This is a genomic window from Pseudoneobacillus rhizosphaerae, from assembly GCF_917563885.1.
GTDB lineage: Bacteria > Bacillota > Bacilli > Bacillales > Cytobacillaceae > Pseudoneobacillus > Pseudoneobacillus rhizosphaerae.
Genome location: NZ_CAKJTG010000006.1, coordinates 212,302 through 229,980, shown reverse-complemented (window position 1 = coordinate 229,980; position 17,679 = coordinate 212,302). Strand labels below are relative to the sequence as shown.

Annotated in this window: 16 protein-coding genes; all 16 read right to left on the bottom strand. The window is 35.9% G+C overall.

Translation table 11 applies throughout. From position 1 onward, the window contains the following. Positions 1-36: 36 nt before the first annotated feature. Positions 37-561 carry a hypothetical protein gene (locus LRP83_RS07135; RefSeq protein WP_230495996.1) on the bottom strand — a complete coding sequence of 175 codons (525 nt, stop codon included), beginning with the start codon at positions 559-561 and terminating at the stop codon, positions 37-39. After that, on the bottom strand, positions 561-2,552 hold the full coding sequence (locus LRP83_RS07130) for an AAA family ATPase (RefSeq protein ID WP_290369502.1): 1,992 nt from the start codon (positions 2,550-2,552) through the stop codon (positions 561-563). Before LRP83_RS07130 ends, LRP83_RS07135 begins: the two co-directional genes overlap by 1 nt. A 15-nt stretch (positions 2,553-2,567) precedes the next feature. After that, a complete protein-coding gene (locus LRP83_RS07125; protein ID WP_230495994.1) occupies positions 2,568-2,741 on the bottom strand; it encodes a hypothetical protein in 174 nt (57 codons plus the stop codon). Then, the gene (locus LRP83_RS07120; protein WP_230495993.1) at positions 2,731-4,905 is read right to left on the bottom strand and encodes a DEAD/DEAH box helicase family protein; all 2,175 of its coding nucleotides are present in this window, start codon (positions 4,903-4,905) and stop codon (positions 2,731-2,733) included. Before LRP83_RS07120 ends, LRP83_RS07125 begins: the two co-directional genes overlap by 11 nt. A 1,242-nt stretch (positions 4,906-6,147) precedes the next feature. After that, positions 6,148-6,888: an esterase family protein gene (locus LRP83_RS07115; RefSeq protein ID WP_230495992.1), complete on the bottom strand. Its 741-nt coding sequence runs from the start codon at positions 6,886-6,888 to the stop codon at positions 6,148-6,150. Beyond that, positions 6,879-8,066: an ATP-grasp domain-containing protein gene (locus LRP83_RS07110; RefSeq protein WP_230495991.1), complete on the bottom strand. Its 1,188-nt coding sequence runs from the start codon at positions 8,064-8,066 to the stop codon at positions 6,879-6,881. The genes LRP83_RS07115 and LRP83_RS07110 overlap by 10 nt, the downstream gene beginning before the upstream one ends. A gap of 203 nt (positions 8,067-8,269) precedes the next feature. Next, on the bottom strand, positions 8,270-8,689 hold the full coding sequence (locus LRP83_RS07105; RefSeq protein WP_230495990.1) for a hypothetical protein: 420 nt from the start codon (positions 8,687-8,689) through the stop codon (positions 8,270-8,272). 47 nt (positions 8,690-8,736) lie between these two features. Continuing rightward, complete coding sequence (locus tag LRP83_RS07100; protein WP_230496007.1) at positions 8,737-9,993, bottom strand: DnaB-like helicase C-terminal domain-containing protein; 1,257 nt, start codon at positions 9,991-9,993, stop codon at positions 8,737-8,739. After that, positions 9,972-10,907, bottom strand: a complete 936-nt coding sequence (locus LRP83_RS07095) for a DnaD domain protein (protein ID WP_230495989.1) — start codon at positions 10,905-10,907, stop codon at positions 9,972-9,974. The genes LRP83_RS07100 and LRP83_RS07095 overlap by 22 nt, the downstream gene beginning before the upstream one ends. Before the next feature lie 492 nt (positions 10,908-11,399). Beyond that, the gene (locus LRP83_RS07090; protein ID WP_230496006.1) at positions 11,400-11,729 is read right to left on the bottom strand and encodes a low molecular weight protein tyrosine phosphatase family protein; all 330 of its coding nucleotides are present in this window, start codon (positions 11,727-11,729) and stop codon (positions 11,400-11,402) included. A 245-nt stretch (positions 11,730-11,974) separates the two neighbouring features. Further along, the gene (locus LRP83_RS07085) at positions 11,975-12,535 is read right to left on the bottom strand and encodes a DEAD/DEAH box helicase family protein (protein ID WP_230495988.1); all 561 of its coding nucleotides are present in this window, start codon (positions 12,533-12,535) and stop codon (positions 11,975-11,977) included. Between the two features lie 189 nt (positions 12,536-12,724). Beyond that, the gene (locus LRP83_RS07080; RefSeq protein WP_230495987.1) at positions 12,725-13,282 is read right to left on the bottom strand and encodes an HD domain-containing protein; all 558 of its coding nucleotides are present in this window, start codon (positions 13,280-13,282) and stop codon (positions 12,725-12,727) included. Positions 13,283-13,315: 33 nt separating this feature from the next. After that, positions 13,316-13,501 (bottom strand): DUF4177 domain-containing protein, encoded by a 186-nt coding sequence (locus LRP83_RS07075; RefSeq protein WP_230495986.1) that lies wholly within the window; start codon positions 13,499-13,501, stop codon positions 13,316-13,318. Between the two features lie 121 nt (positions 13,502-13,622). Further along, on the bottom strand, positions 13,623-14,174 hold the full coding sequence (locus LRP83_RS07070) for a hypothetical protein (RefSeq protein WP_230495985.1): 552 nt from the start codon (positions 14,172-14,174) through the stop codon (positions 13,623-13,625). 502 nt (positions 14,175-14,676) lie between these two features. Then, a complete protein-coding gene (locus tag LRP83_RS07065; RefSeq protein WP_230495984.1) occupies positions 14,677-16,362 on the bottom strand; it encodes a M28 family peptidase in 1,686 nt (561 codons plus the stop codon). Between the two features lie 57 nt (positions 16,363-16,419). Further along, complete coding sequence (locus tag LRP83_RS07060) at positions 16,420-17,679, bottom strand: hypothetical protein (RefSeq protein ID WP_230495983.1); 1,260 nt, start codon at positions 17,677-17,679, stop codon at positions 16,420-16,422.

The window sequence follows — 17,679 nt, the reverse complement described above, 5'->3', positions numbered from 1 at the left end:
GTGTATATCTGTTGTTATATCAGTCATATTATCCACCTAATTCGAATAGACTTGTATTACTTCTTTTATTCTATCATTATATTCTACGCCTTCAATTTCATCTTTAAAATTAGATACAACTTCGTAGATCTTATTAATATAATCCTCTTTTGTTGTGCAATCTTCGGTAAATTTTTCAAATAATACTTCAATTCCACCTAGCACGTATGAATTAAATAAATTCATATTAGCAATATGATTCTCAGATTTTTCTCCCTTAGAATCATCTCTAAAGGCACGGTCTATTTTATTTTCATTTGTTATTCCTGGTGAATCATCAAGTAACATAATTAAGCGATATATAAAATCACAACGCATTTTTTCAGTAATAAACGCACCTGCCAAAATATTAGCTCGATCTGTGGAATCTTTATCTTTTTCACTCTTACGGCCATAGAGAAATCCAAAAATGGCTCCATTCATAAAAACATCTATATATCTCTTGAAAATTTTAGCATCATTAACTAGAAACTTTGTATATGTGGCATGCTTTCCGACTAAAGAAAGATCAGTTTCAAACATTAACCAACACTCTCCTTTAAAAAGGTTAAGGTTTCAGTCTCTTTATTGAGACGATACTTCTTACCTACTTTTTTGCCCATTACTTTTTCTGCATAGTTCCAATCTTTCTCCATAACAAACATAATCACCTGTTCTGCAATTTCCGGTAGTATTGAAGAAATGTTACTAACATGTTTATCATCTGCGTTAGAAAATGGAGCATCCATTACTAGGGGATATGGTTCTGAACTTAAAGCCATTGATTCATTTCCAGCTTTACTAATAATTTTTTCTCGAGCTAAGTCAACCAGACCAGCAATAAAAGCAAAATTTTTAACTGTTTCAAGTCCTTTTGACTCATCTGTCTTAACTTCATCATCCGCATATGCTGTCAAAAGTGATACTCTATATTTATCATCAATCACAACTTTTCTTCGCCCATGATACATTTTCGAAAAGATATTATTTACTTTCCCTTCAAGTTTTTCCCTAATAACGAATTCTTGTTCCTTGTATGAGGTTTCTATCCATTTATAAATTTCTTCTGCATACTTAATATAAGTCATAACTTGTTTATTTTTGTCTGAAACTGAAATTAGACTATCGTACACCTTCTGACTTCGTTCAATTTCAGCTACACAAGCACCATCGTCATGGATAAATCTTTCTTTTTTACCGTTTAAGTCTTTTAACAGTTTTTTTACATCGTTCAAATCGTCTTCATATTTCTTCATATTTTCCTTACCTTTAATTTGTTCACTAATATCCGTTATTTCATCTTCCCATTCTTGGATTCGTTCTTTGTATCTAAAAATATCTTCATATCTAGATTTAATATTTTTGAAGAAAGAATCATTAGTAGTGTTATAAGTTAGTATTTTCTCCTTAAAATTACGAATAATAGTTCCAATTGATTGTGGAGGTAGGAATTCTAGTTCCTTCATTAGGTGATTAAATGCATCATTTTCATTCTCGATTTTTGTCCCACAGACACACTTACCCCTTTTTATTATATCCATGATTGACTGTGCATTCATATCCTTAATGCCTTTATCATCAACCTTAGCTTCTTTTAATAAATTTAAGGCTCTGTTCATTAACGGCTGTGCAAAAAAGTTAACAGTATTTGTATTAAAATCATCATTAAATTTTGAAAATGTATCTTCAAGTAATTTTTTTTCATGTATTACATTCTTTTCAAGTTTTTCCTTATCGGTTTGTAATTTTGAAGTTGACTGATTGTCTCTTAAAATCTCATCTAATTGTTCTTTACGCTTTTCATAGTGTGCAATTTCACTTTTAACTGTCTCGAGTTGCTTAGAAATTGCTTCTCTTCTAGATTGTTGGCTTTGAATCTGAGCAAGTGCACTTGTAGCTCTATCATTTCCCGTCAAGTCCATACTTGAAGTTAGTTTTCCAATTACACTAGACTTTAGATTTTTACTACCTAGGTGTTTCATTGCATTATCTAGAACAGATAAACCCAGCAATCCTTTTACAGCATCTGTTACATCCGCTTTAGAACTAATATTACCTATTCTTTCAGTATCAAAGAAAAAATAAGTAGATAAATCTTTTGGCAGAATTTCATTAATTGTTTTTTCTACATATATTTGTTTAATAGGTTCTATTTGTCCATCAGGTTGTTTATAGGAAACCCTGACGTTTTTTACAGGTGTTGGACGTGTTCCCCTATTGTCACATGTGTATTCTTGGTTTCTAGTGATAAAATATTCAGTTTCATTATGAACAAGGTTTATTTCTACTTCTACATATTCAGTAGCACCTTTATTCATCTCACGGGATACATCTAAATTTAAAAGGAAGTCCTTTGTATCGAAATTAGCTATACCATATAAACACCAATTAAATGCTTGTAACAATGTAGTTTTACCACTTGTATTATTCCCTAAAATCACTGTAACATTTTGTACTTTATCGGTTGAAAATTCTACTTTTTGTATACCTTTATACTGTCTGAAATTTTTCATCGTAACTGATTTCAAGAGCATACCAACAAACACTCCTTAATAATTCTTTTTAACTTCATCTGCAATTATTTTTCTAATAGCTTCTACCATTTCTTCGTTAGATTTTTCTCTTGTCTTTAAATTATTTTGTTCAGCTTTTAATATATTTAACTTCATTAGATTAAGTTTTTTTTCATCAATGACTATGCTAGATGAGTACTCAGATGCCATATTCATCTCCTCCAATATCATTTAGTTTAAATGCGTCTGTAATTTCTGTTATCAATCGATCAGCCACAGAAGAATTTTCAGCTATAGCAGCAAAATCCTTCATTCTTATTATTTCTCTACTTGCTAATGACCTAATACCAATAATATCTTCTTCATATAGATTATTTACTTCATCAATCGATACAGGTAATGTAATAAAATCATAAATAACAGCAAAATCTTTACCTGGAAACTTCCTAAGTACCCGTCCTCGTCTCTGTACATATTCCTTAGGGTTTGTGCTACTAGCAAGAATAAATGCAGTTTTAATACTAGGAATATTTACTCCTTCATCAAGACATCGAATTGCAATTAAGGTTTGAAGATGCTTCCCTTCAGCAAAAGCAACTTTTAATTCCTCGCGTTCTTCTGCAGATTCTTCTGATGTGAACTTTGAAACTCTCATATTAAATCTATTACCTAGCATGTCAGCTACTATGTCAATTTGTCTTTTTTCTTCGTTAGATGCTTCACCCTCAATATATTGGGGATCTTCTAAGGTAGCTGCACCACAATAAACTAACATATGATTATCGGTTTTGTAATTTTCAATAGTCTCGGCCAATTTCAATATTTTTTCTTGTGCGGACGCCACAAGTCTCGCACGTTTTATTAGTAGCATTTTACCTATTTCGCTTATTTGGATTTTACCTCTTTTATCTTTTGAACAATGTTTATAAATTTGCGCTGTTAGGTTTTTATATTCCATTAGTTCATCCTCAGTAAGATTAACCACTAAAGGATAATAATAATATGGTGTTAATTTATTACTGTCTATTGCTTCTTTTAGAGAATATTCAATACATTTCTCCCCAAAGTATTTAAATAATTTTTCCGTGCCTTCTTCATCACCATGACGTTCGAGAGTTGCAGATAAAGCCAATCTATACGGAATATTAGGGTTTAAGGTCTCACTTAAGTGTTTAGCACCAAAATTGTGCGCCTCATCTACTACCAATAAAATATTCCCTTTAACCTTTTTCAACTGTTCTTGGATATCATCTGTAGAGAAGGTTGCATTAGTTGCTATAAAGCAAAAATGCTTTTTGACTCCTAAATTAAATGAAATAACCGCATCTTTTAGTCTTTTTTTCCAATTTTTTTGAGAAGAAGCAGAATACCCTATAATAGGTTTCATACCGAACAGTTGTATGTCTTCAACCCACTGTTCAACTAAGTGTTGATAGGGACATACAATAAAAACAGCCAATTCACCATTTAATTCTTTATATAACTCTGCAATAGCACCAAGGCCTGTAAAAGTTTTTCCAGTACCAGTTGCCATATCAAAAATGCCTACATACTTTTGCTTTTTCCAAGTATTAATGGCATCTAATTGATAATCATGCAATTTCACTTTATCCGGAATATGAGGACCAATTAACTTTATTTTCTCACCAGCTTTAATTTCCTCATTATAATTAAATTCCCTTTGATCGATACTAAGATCATATGAAGATCTTCTATAACTTTCAAACAATTCTTTACCTACATTTGGAAAATCAATTATTTGGATATTTGGTTCATAATCATTCCAGATAGATGTAAATGCTCTTTCTTTTGAGTTAACTCTATCTTGATCTGTAGTCCACGAGCAAAAAACATCTATTGATTCATAATTATGTGAAAAAGCAGTACTTGTTTCATTCATAGAACCCGTAAAAGCAACAATGTTGTTATGGGTATCATATATCAATCCCATTTTCTCGTGAAACATTCCAATATGATTGTTATTTTCCAAAAAAGCAATTTTGATTTCCAAACGTCCATCAGCAATTAAATTAGCTAATAAATTTAGTCTATCCTCTTCAAAAATGTTCCTCGGTGGGGTAAATGAATTTATTAAGGCTTTTTCAATAATACGTTCTCTTAATTCGAACCCCTTGTTAATTGCCTCGATATCTTCTTCAGACAATCTTGGAGACGCAACTAACTGAATTTTCCCTCCATTATCTATCAGACCTGCTAAACCTTTTGAAATTTCTATTAATGCTGTTGAAGAAAAGAAACCGACAGCTCTCTTATACAGTTGAGCATCCTTTAATAGTGGGATATAGAACTCCTTAACAACATTGTCACTTAAGGATCTATATTCTGTTTTAATATGTTTTTCTTTGAAACTCATTTTAGAACCCAGCTCCTGTATTATTGATAGGTTAAATACTTTAGGAACATTTTTGAATTTTCACATAGGAAATATTTCTCAAATAATAATTTTATTATATCATTAGTAATATTTGTAATATATATTAAATTATATTAATTTTTCTAAATTAAAAAATAAATCCATTTATATCTGGTAATTAATTTACAATTCATTATAGTCAGTATATTTTTAGATATCGCATAACATTTTATATAATGAACCTATAGAGATTAGTTTTTTCTATATTTTTTTGACCGAATGTATGTAGTTTCAGTTTCATGAGGATTTTTACAATTTACAGACTATAATCAATTATTAAGCAAATATACGGTTCTACTGTATCAAATTGAAGTAGTAGAACCGTCTCCTGAAACACTTGCTTCCTTTTTTTCTTTTACTTATGTTTAAGTGCTCGACAATGTAGAGGTCTTATCAAACAGTCTGGCAGCACTTGCTATTTATCTTTATAGTTCATAAATCGTTAACAATCGATTTTTATATAGGTTTTCTTCTCATCATTCAGCTGGATATACTTATTAGTCTAATTAAAGCCTAGGCGACACACTCATTTTCGTATAGAGTCATCCAATAAAACATTAAAATAGCTTTTATTATCACGGTAATAATGCTATGGTGCAGGCACTCAAAAAAGAAATTTGTCAGCCTTGAAACTACACTGTTAATTAGACTAAAATGCAAGAAAAGGTGTCAGGCACTGAGTTAAATTCCCTTGAACTACAAATCATAATCTGTTATCCAGTCAGTGGGACAAGAAACCTTCGTCCCAACAATAATTGTTCTTGTCACTGATAGAAAAAAAGTAACCGCCTCCTCCCTTACAAAGAATAGGCAAGTTACTTCTTTATTTTAGACTAACTATCGACAGCCACTTTCTTGTAGCATGTAGTTGTACTGATTAGGTGTATTAGCACCAAATGTTTTTTATTATTATAAATAAGTATTACTATTTAATACAACTACAGACTGTTTCGGGTTTATTTTGTGGATTTTGTTTCCGACAAAACAACCCTTTATTTGTACATAGGACAAGGATCAGTGATTCATTTTCGAAAACAAGTGGGACACCTTTCCATTTGTACTTTTTATCACCACTTTATCGATATTTTTAATATACATCAATTATTTATTACCTAAAGCCAAAAATCCCGTCAATAAACACCAGCGGCTTAAGCCGTACAGATGTTTTTTTGACATTTTATTTTAGTAAAATAACTTCTCCAAATAATAAGGCATTTGGCGTCGCCACCAAATCCAATCATGCGAAACATCTTTGCCCCACTCATCGAACCATGCTGGAATTTGTTTTTCTTCAAAGGCTTCTTTTAATGTAAAGTAGGAAGGCAGCCCATCCTGTTCCCAATCACCCAGACCGGTACAAATAATAATGTCTGCTGAACGATACCGATCCATAAACCAGGCGTCATTTTGATTCCATATGTAATCACTCGGAGAATTTTCGTATACAAGGTGATCATTTCCGTAATCCCCGACAAAGTAACGCACATCATAAACACCACTTAGGGCAACGGTGGTTTGGAAGACATCCGGATGTCTCAAGAGAAAGTTTAATGCATGATAGGCACCCAAGCTACACCCCGTTGTCATCATAGGATCAAACCAACCTGTTTTATGTTTAATATATGGAATCGCTTCTGAAATCACATAACGGTCATATGCTTCATGAGTTAATGCACGGTCATGGGCTGGTTTGGATTCGTGCAGCCAACTTTCGCTATCGATACTAGTCAATGTAAAAAATTGAACTTTTCCTGATTCGATATAGTCCTTACACACATCAATCATTCCAAAATCATAGTATTCAGAATGCGTCCCTCCAGAGGAAGGAAAAACGACGATTGGCATGCCATTGTGTCCATATCTATTCAACCGCATTTCACGTCCTAATTCACCACTCCAATGGCTTAACTGTTCTATATGCATAGAAGGATCTCCTGTTTTCGTTCATGTACAAAACTTATAATGTCATCGACTTCTTCCTGCGAATTTGCATTAATCGCATAAAATTGATTTCCTTGGAGTTCCGCAAACGCCTCTGGCATACGCTGTTCAAACTTCAAAGAGTTGCCAAATCGTTCATAAATGGCATTCCTATCATGTTTATATTCATACGCATCACGCTGTGTTATACCGACACAAAATTGGTTTTCGGCACCAGAATCCTTAAATTCTCCTCCTGTCACAAGAGAAGCATACTGATTAAATAAATCAATGAAGTGCGCGAAATTGTACATATCAATCGTGTAGCCGCCAGCCAAGCGATTATTATATTCAAGTGCAACATAATCCCCATTTTCTAATTTAAAAAACTCAATATGGAAAAAACGTTCTTTCATGTCAAAAGCTTTCACAATCGCCTTTCCATAAGCTTCGAGCTTTGGATCTATTTCTTTTTGAATGACATAAGCTAAATCCAACTGACCCTTTACGAGCTCCAGAGTTGGCACATTATAGGTAAAGCTTGTTTGGAATACAATATTCCCTTCTTGATCCAGTAAACCATCAAAGGTACATAGTACGCCCCCTTCAACATATGGTTCTAAGAAGTACACTTGTGCTTCTCCCCATTCTTCTTCAAAATGATGTACATCCTCTTCTGAACTTAATTTAAAGGTGGCAGCTGATCCCACTCCATTATCCGGTTTAGCGATAACTGGCAGTGCTAAGTCGTTAATGGCTTTATATAACTCATTTTTAGTTTTAACGACTCTTCCCTCTACAACAGGCACATCTGCTTTTTTAAACAGTTTCTTCATTTCCGATTTATACTTCACTTTTTTCAATTCATTTGGTTTATTTCCAAACACATTAAATTGCTCACGCAGCTGCGCATCCAATTCTAACCAGTATTCGTTATTGGATTCAATGCGGTCAATTGGACCATGTTTATAAAATAAAAAGGCAACTGCCCGTTTCACTTCTTCTATATCTTCTAAATTTTTCACACGATAATATTCCTTTAAAGAGTTTTGTAATGCCGAACCCAATTGGTCATATGGCTCCTCACCAATTCCTAATACATTCACACCTGCGTCTTTTAAACGATGAGCAAATGACTGAAAATTACTTGGATAATAAGGTGAAATCAAAATATAATTCATTAAAAAGCTCCTTTCCTACTTTCCCAAATAAGCAACTATATCAAGTTAAAATAAATCTAAACTTCAAAAATATATTCAAAAAAGAGTAATAGATGCCTATTCAGTTAATTAGGAAAATTCAGTCCATTTAGTGGGATATTGGTGGAACAGGGGTCAGGTTTGTTGACCCAGTTGCCTAGTTTCATTGGGACAAGGAACTGTCCCTACTTCCTATAACACCCCACTACAGCAGGAAAACTCATAAATTCCTTCCTCATGTCCCGAAATGAAATAATCTCATTTCCTCTAATAAGCTGAAAATCAAGCTGAAATTCGAGACAGTTCAAGGGCTGTTGATGATAGGTTTCGGTAAAGTGTTGGATGGCCTCTTGCTGTCTGGTTGCAAAGATAAAAACAAACTCATTCCTATTTCTCTTCAGTGAGTAAATGTTCAACTTTCGAAAGCCTAATACATTGTTTCGAATCATCTCAGCAACTTTCTGAGGATTGACTAGTTCAAGGTCTATTTCGGTCATGTCGTCCTCTAATGAGATTTTCTTTTCTTCAAGTAAATGGTGAATGCAATGGGCCAATGAGGTTTCTTCATAACGCAAACTTTCTAGGTAAACATCTTTAACTAACATATTCAAACACCTCTGAATGAGTATTTTATCTTTGTCCTTTGGCTTGGTTATTCAACTTTAAGAAACTGCTCCCTTTGCTCCTCGATTTTTCCAGTATGCTCGTTGTAATTCACTGCGATCGTTCCAACTGGACCATTTCGATTTTTCGAGACGATGATTTCAAGGGAATAATTCTGAGATTCTTTGTCATAATACCTGTCACGATACAAAAACAAAATGACGTCAGCATCCTGTTCCACACTGCCTGATTCACGAATATCAGACATCATCGGCCGTTTGTTGGCTCTTGATTCCACTGATCGGTTTAGCTGTGCCAAACAAATCACGGGGCAATTAAAATCCTTGGCCATCGTTTTGAGGGCTCTGGATATTTCCGTCACTTGGGAATGAGAATTCCCACCGTAAAATTGGCTAGAATGAATGAGTGTTAAGTAATCAATGAAAAGAATTGGTTTTTTGTATGGAAATTGATTGATCAATTTTCGCGTTTTCGCTCTCATTTCAGCGATCGTTTGTCCTGCCCCATCAAATATTTGCATATGAGTTTCATTGAGATCACCAATTACATCTGACCAACTACTTTTTTGACTATCATTTAGCATTCTTTTCGGATCACTCATTTTTGCACGGTTAAAGCCACCTGTGGAGGCAATTAACCTTGTCGTTATTAACCTTTCAGGCATTTCCAAGGAAAATACGAGTGGTAAATAACCAGCCCAACCAGACATTTTGGTAAAATGAAGCATCAGGTCGGTTTTTCCCATTGATGGTCTTGCCGCTAGGATGGTCACTTCTCCATCCTGGAATCCACCCGTCATTTCGTCGAACTCTTTGATGCCGGTTGGTGCACTTTTCAGTTTTACATGATCTTCCCATGGGGCTTCATAGATGTCTGACAGCGCTTGTTGTAAGGGGGTGTGATCATCCATTTTCATCTGGCTAATTTTATCCAATTCGGTAATGACCTTCGATATATCCCAATCATTCTGGTTTGCGACGGTTAGAATATTTCTCTTTTCGCGCTCCTTCCACAGATCTAAAATCAGCTTCTCCATGCTGTCAAACTTCTCAAGGTCCGCATAGGATAACAGCTCTGACAGGTAAGACATTCCACCAAATGATTCGAGGTCAGGTAAGGTGGTAAACGTAATAAGATCCACATTCTTACCCGCTTGAATAAATGCCAACATTCTTCGCATTAATTCCTGGTGCCTGGTACTTGCCAGGTGTTCTGGTTGAATCACCGTATCCTTCAGCAGGTATTCCGCCTTTATCAAACTTCCTAAGAATGCTTTTTCGACCATACTAACCAATCTTCACCTGCTGTAAGATCAAGTACAAATCTACCTGGAATATCTCTACCAGAAGGTTTCGATTCGGTCGATTGTTTAAGCTTTTGTACTGTATTTGAGTTTTCCTGATAGGCATCAATTTCTTCAACCGACAATAACGATTCATTTTCCCAGTTTTTAAGAATGCCAATGATATAATTTAGTTTTCGTTTGTTGTTGACACAAGCAATGTTCATCGCTTTTAAAATGACTTGTTTCGGCTGTAGGAAATTAGAGTCATCTAACCACGGTAGCAGCTGCTGTTTGGCATTCAGATTTGATAAACCAAATCCGTTATCGTCCCAAAACTCGATAATTTCTTTGACTGCTTCTTTTTCTGGAGTAAGAACTATTGAATGTTCCAAAGGAGGCATAAACGCGTCCTTACCCACTTCATTTTCGGTATGTATAAATGTTTGGTCCTCTATATCACTTACTTCTTCCTCAATGGTAGAAGGCACTACTTGTTTACAAAAGGATTGGTATACACTACAAATTTCGCCTTTTTGAATCGATTCCGAAACGTATTGAATCAGTGATGTATCTTCAACCTCTTTTAACTCGGAATAAATACAATCCATAACCGGCTTTCCGCCTTTTTGGAGATTGTATTTCCCCCAGTTTTTAATCGCGAGTTCTCGTGTTACAGGATTGTAACGAATGACCTTGTGATGATGGATGAATCGATCCACTAACGCATGAACACTCTCAATCGAATAACCCAAATCAAACGCCATTTGTTTCTTTGTGATTTGATAGATTCCAATTTGAGTTGTATTCGGATTCGTTAATAGATAAAGATAAAAGTACTTATCCTCTGGAGACATCTCCTCTAACACAACTGGGTTCCTCCAAAAATCAACTCTCACCATTCTAAACTTTGCCATCTTCAACCACCCTTTCTACAAAAAATTTCCTTCATAGAACATATAGTGATTAAAGTCCAAAATGGACATATGCTTTTTAATAAACTTGTGAATATTTTAAAAAACAAAACATGGGGACCGTTCTTCCGCTTCAATCCGAAGCAGAAAAACGATCTCCATGCTTTGCTAACAACAACTCTGTCTCGAGTATTTTCTTCGCTTAGGTTTTTATCTACTATTGGATGAAAGGCTTTATCTTTTTGTTGTTGTTTTTTATTTTCTTTTTGTTTTTCTTTTTGTCCACGTATCGTTAAAAACGAATGATCTCATGATTTCACTCTTCATTTCGTAGATTCAAAGTCTATTTAGAACATAAAAAAACCTTGGTTAAATTACTAACCAAGGCAACATCTTATCAAACTCTATTAAATCTCTTAACTCACTTCAGCTTTATCCTCTATTTTAGATCTCAATAGACGTGAGTTACTTGAGTGCTAAAATATTGAAGTAGTATTAATCAGGTACGTCTATAAATTCTGATACTCTAGCTTTTAATATTTCAATCAGTTCTTCATCCATATAACCATAATCATCGGAGATATCAATACAATGAATTGTTTTATTCTGAAGTTGCAGACCAAACTTTTCCTTTAGTCTTCTTAAATGCTTTCTTTCCATTACAAAAATAAGATCTGCCCATCCAATATGTCCCATTGTGACTTTATTCCTTGCACCTTCCTCCGTCCCAGCTGATCTTACATCATAATTATTAAATCTATGAAATACCTTTTCCGCAGTAGGACTTCGCCATTGATTTTTACTGCAAATAAATAAAATTTTAATTTGATTCCAACCTCCTAATCTTCATTCGATCATCGGTAACTAATCGACGAAACACATTTTTAGCGCGCTAAAAATACTTTAACGTTTTTGCCAATTTGGCATATCCATTTTTATTTGAAAGATTAATAAAATTGATTATTTGCCTCCAGTCAACGTAGCAGATATTTTTTTCTAAATAATGTGTTTGAATCGTTTGATTGTCCACGTTCTCTAGCATCCGCTTTTCCCCGACATTTAATTTCCCTCTATAATTGAAAACGTTCTTTAATAATTCTTGCTACTTCTTCGGCAGGTATATTAGTATTATTGATTTTTACATAGTTTTCCCTCTTGATTTCCCCTTGGAATGAATTTAAGCGATATTTCTCCATGGAATTTTTAAGACCATTTTCTGACCAATCAATATTTCTTTTTGTTGGTTTATGCTCTAATCTATGTGGACTTTTGTTTCTTACGAGTCTTTCATCAAAGTCTGCCTCTAGTTCAACAAAATAAACACTACTTCCCTTTGCCTCGAATATTGAGCATACTTTTTCAACATAATCCCAGTCTGATTTCAAATCGAACGCCCAAACATATGTGAATATTAAACCATTTAAATCACTTTTAGCTACTTCTTCAAATATTTCCTCACGAAACAGGCTGACTAATCTCTTCCCAGCTTTTGTCCCGTAATCAAAAAATTGGCTCACTAAATCTATCGTCATGTGATTATGAAATAGTTTTAAATCCGTTAATTTCCCTAGTTCCTGCCCTACTGTCATTTTACCAACTGCCTGCGGTCCAAATATTAATACTAGTTTCAACTATTTCTCCTCATTTCTGTCAATATTTTAGGTAGATTTTAAATCTTGGTTATGTTGTTAGGTACCGACAAAAGGCAAATTCACCACTTGTTTGAATCAATTTCACTTACCGCTGTTACTTTTCAAAATTAAGTGATAGATTGATTTAAAGGCTAGAATGAAAAACTCTTTATCAGGTCTTAATTTTTTCTAATCCTCATTTTCAAAAGTTTCCCCAAAAACAACTTCTACCTCATCCTGCAATAAATCTAGTAAAGGGAACCGGCTTGTGTATCCTAGGCTTTCCACGATCTCCGTGTAATACCATTCTTGTGAATCGCGTCCTCTATTGAATCTTTCCCACGCTTCTTCTCCTAGTTCCTCAAGATTACGCTTGATTGAACGTAGGTTATGTAATTTATCTGCACACGCCACCTGACGAATGGAAAGCGGAGCTTGTTTTAAAAACTCATGTGTATGCTTTTTTCGTTCTTCCCAGGATGCTCCTTTATCTGGTTCTGAGCAACCTTTTACTAAATCAAGGACATTTTGACCGAATTGATTCAGTATTTCCTCTTCGGTGGTATCGGTATCTTCAAGTGTATCATGAAGAATCCCAGCAATAATTACCTCTTCCTTGCACTTAGCCTTAAGTAAAATCATACCTACTCCATACGGATGGCTAATATAAGGTATATCGGTCCCCTTCCGATGTTGGTGGCGATGTTTGTGTGCGGCAAATTCAATAGCTTGATCCATTAAGCTCATTTTGACCTATCATCCTTTCTGCAAATCTATAAACTAATCTTGTATAAGCCTTTCAAATATGATCTCATATGAAGTAGGTTTTCCATGGCCATTATACTCCATGGGTAACACTTGGACTAATTTCCATCCTTGCGCTGCATATTCCTTAATGGTTTCTCTATGTGTTGGAGAAGAAAAAAATCCCCCTAGTGAAGTTTCTACAAACTTATATTCATACATGTCATTTACACCTCAAGTCTCTTATTTTAGATCATTTTTATTTTTAAAATTATGATTGATTCAGTTCTAAGTTTTTTAATCTCATTACGAAGGTTTGGTAGGCAAACACATGGACAAACCATTAACCCACCTCTGTTCTCTCCACTAATCTCTCATGAAAAATCCATTCTTTTTGTGAAGGTGTGGTTGCACCCATACAAATGAAAACAGGATCCGGACCATGTGAACCATTGTAAGTAACGACTAGATGTTTATAGAGTTTAAGCGTGTTTTCTTCGTCACGAAAGAAAGATAGTTGTGGGTTATAGGCGCGGTTGCCTTCGGTAAATTCACTTCGATATTCACTGTATTCGGGAAGATCTTCTAGATGTTTGACTTGAGAGAAAGTAACCATCAGATTTCTGGATTCGAAAAAAAGGATGACATATTCGTAGGATAGTCCAGCATTTCTTATTTCTGCTGTCAGATTCAGTTCTGGATGCTGATTCGGGAGGTCATAGATGGAGTCAAATACATAAGATGAGCGCTGACGAGAGATGAAATTTTTTTCGGTTAAAATGCTAGATTTCCCTTCTCTTTCCTTATAGAAATGATTTAATCCATTTTTAATCCCATTCATAATTATTTGTTTTTCTAGATCGCTTAAGTAGAAATCATAGGTAACCTGGTTCATTTAATAGCCCCCTATTTTAAATATACCTTTATTTTCCTATTTACTCTTAAAGGATGTCAAGGAATATACTGAAAATTCAAGCTACAAATAGTTCTGGGTGTCAGGCATTTGCAAAACCAATCATTAGACTGATTCCTTCGTAAACAGGATGTGCCACTGCCCACCCAGCTTTTAGCCATACTTTTTAAGTATTCAACAATATCCCCCAAACAGGAATATATGTTCTTTTTGTTGCAGAATAAAAGTGTTTGTACTATCGGTGAGAAATCCCCGACCCTAAAACTCTAGCTAATTTTCTTCAAAATAAAAAGGAACCGCCTCTGCAATTCCTCTAAATAACTCAAATTTCCCTCTTTCACTTTTACAATCCATTTATAAGACTATCCATTCGTTGTTTCATTTCAGTACTTTTTTGATAGCTCTTACAAACAGTATTCTCATACAGTGTCCCATTTTTATTGTGTAAATTAGATTAATCCCCCTTTGGGTTTTGGGTTAAAAACTAAAGAACTGTTGCTATATGTCTATTGGCTTGCCTAAGGGTGTGGTTAAGGTGGTTAATTCTTCTTGTTAGGTGTGTCTTCCATTGGTAATATTCATTTGTCCCTTCTTCTATTTTTGCTAGTTGGTGGATGGGTGCCAATTGCGGGATGGGTGCTTGGTATATGGCTTTATCATGGTCAAATTGATCTCCAGCTACATATTGAAGAGGTACGAGTAATCGAGATAGCTGCATGATTTGAATATTGAATGTTTCTACGTCCTCTGACACTGCCTTTCCTGGTTTTTTATCTATCTTTTCATAAAGCTTTTCCAATCCTAATTGTAATTCTGACAATCTGTTAAGTGTTACGCTCAAATCTATTTTTCCGTTTGCTATCTTCTGATAATTTTCTATTTCCTTTCTTATTTGATTCACAGCAGCTCTCTGGTCAATCGGTATCACAGGGCATGAGCATGCTTTGTGGATGGTTGCTACGTATATTTGGCAGTCACGAGTTAGATGAGCCGCGTCAATTTTATCGATCGTGTCTTCTGTGGTATGCCACCACCAGCCAAAACCACCTGCATTTTCGCCGCCAAAAATCTTAAAAAGTGCTTGCGCAGCTGGCTCGTCGGATAACGGTTGTTCAGACATCCCCATATATAGCGAAGGTACACCAGTACCCCAAAAGGATTGGTCCCCTGCTCTCGCAAAACGTTTACCGATATACTTCTCTTCTGAAAAATGGGCTAATACCTCAGCTGCCATTCCCTTTGTTTCCTCCATACAATTACTTTCAGCTAGTATTGTAGCCCCTTTGCCTCCAACAGAGTCAACATACACATGCATAAAACAATGATCATACATATCCTCCCAATGGGTATCGCAATAGGCAGCAGATCCTGCATATCTCCCGTGTGAATGACCAGACCAAAAGGCAAAGCGTATACTTCTCCGCAAATCTGCACGGTGATTCGTTAGGACACGTGCCACTTCAAGCATTGTTGCATTGGCGGTGGCATTGTCCATTGCCCCGTAATGCCAAGAATCAACATGACCGCTAAAAAGCAGGAATTTATCTGGTTCTATCGTGCCTTTTAGTTCTGCTGTTAGACAAGGAATTTTTCGCCAGGCCGTATCCACCTTTGAGCGAATCCAACAGATTTGACCCTCCTGTTGCTCTAGAAAATCCCTAGAATCGTTGTTCACTGATAGAACAGGTATAGTTGGATATATCGCATCAGGAGTAGGATTTCCCCATACAGTTGAAACGATCATTTCATGCGTGTGCGGACCGTTAACGAAGATAGCCCCGATAGCACCGAGACGTTCTACCTTTTCCACTGTACTTGGGAGAGCAATACCTTGAAGAAGGACAATTTTCCCATCTAATCTTGGCCAATCCTCACTCTCTTCAAGCGTGATAAGCTTACCTTCTATTCCGCTCTCGGTTGTTGAAGCGGCCATTGAATGAGTGATACATGGAACGGGTGTGCCATCAAGTTGGATCTCCGCCTCAGCCGGCAAGCTAATATAGGCTTCCTGAAAGGTTAGCTCTGTTCTTAATCCGATGCTCTCTAACTGCTGTTGAATATATTGAAAGGCACGAAGCTCCTCTTCTGAACCGGAAGATCGTACTTCTTTAGAGATGAAAGTTGTGTGTTCCATTAGACGCTCCTGACAAACCTCATCGACTATGCGCATATTTCTCCTCCTCTATAGAAAGAGGCTACCCGACTTTCGGCAGCCTCGCTGATTGGATTAATTATTTTTCAAAACCGTTTCTGGTATATCAAAGGGTTTAAACGATGTTCCGGTTAAATCTCTGATCGCATCAATAAACGTCCGTGTAGTGTGGGGTGTATCATATAATATATGGAAATAATCCTTTCGTTTCTCCTTCGGTGTCGCATCGTAGGCAAGCCCTACCATCCAACGACCATAATAATAGGAAGGATAATAAGTCCGCTGAATAGGGTCTGAGAAGAAACGGAAGCAATTGTTCGCTTCAATCGATGTAATTCCGCCTTCGTTTATCATATACTCAATCACTTCTTCCTTCGTTTTGTGACCAAGGTTATAAAAATAACATGCATTGGTCATAAAAATACGTTGATAATCTAAGAAATCTCGGCTTAAGCGGTATTGTCGTTTAGCATCATTGCTCACCCCGGGTGTTTCTTCATTTTCATCATCCCAACCTAAGAAATGTAAAGCAGTTTCAGGGCCACCTTCAAACAGCGCATTTGTCGGACTGTTGATAAGGTAATACGATGCTTCAAGTGGTAATTTACCTTGTTTAAATTGATAATCCCAGCGACAATAGAAAGCCTGGTGCCCAGGGTAGGCTTCATGTGTCATAATTTGCGCCAAGATTGGCTCTGTCCATGGACGATCAATGTTAAAGGTAAGTGTTCCTCGGTAATCACCGACATACTTGCTATAACCACTCCAAAATACATCACGAATGGAGTTCACCGAATCAATACCATCCTCTGCTGGAAGGCCAATCACTCGTTCGAGTGTCCCGACTTTGCTTTTTTCCATAAAGGCTTCAGCCACTTTTGTAACGTTGTCAGGTTCAATGACGGTATCCTTTCGCCAAGCTACAATCTTTTCGTTTAGGGTTCCTGTGTACCCTAAGTCTGTTAAACCTTTTTCAACGCGTTCGCGCAAAGTGGCAATCTTCTCATCAGGAATGATCGTAGAAGGAAGTTCTTGAATGTTTAAAATCAGCTCATCGTAAGGGATGTTGTCACCTTGTAGGCTTCTTGTAAAATAACGGAACCCATTATTCATCGCACGCAAATAGCGGCCAGGATGTCCGGCTAAGTCTTGTAGCTCCTTGTCGACTTCTTCAATCTTGTAGCCTATTTCGGTTAGACTATTAAGTGATGGTTTGATAGTACTATAGCTTGCAGTTGCCACAGTTTGGTTATGCATCGCTTGTGCTTCCTTATTTAAACTGACCACAATATCAACGATTGATTCTCCTACTGATTCCTTTGTCCAACGTAACAT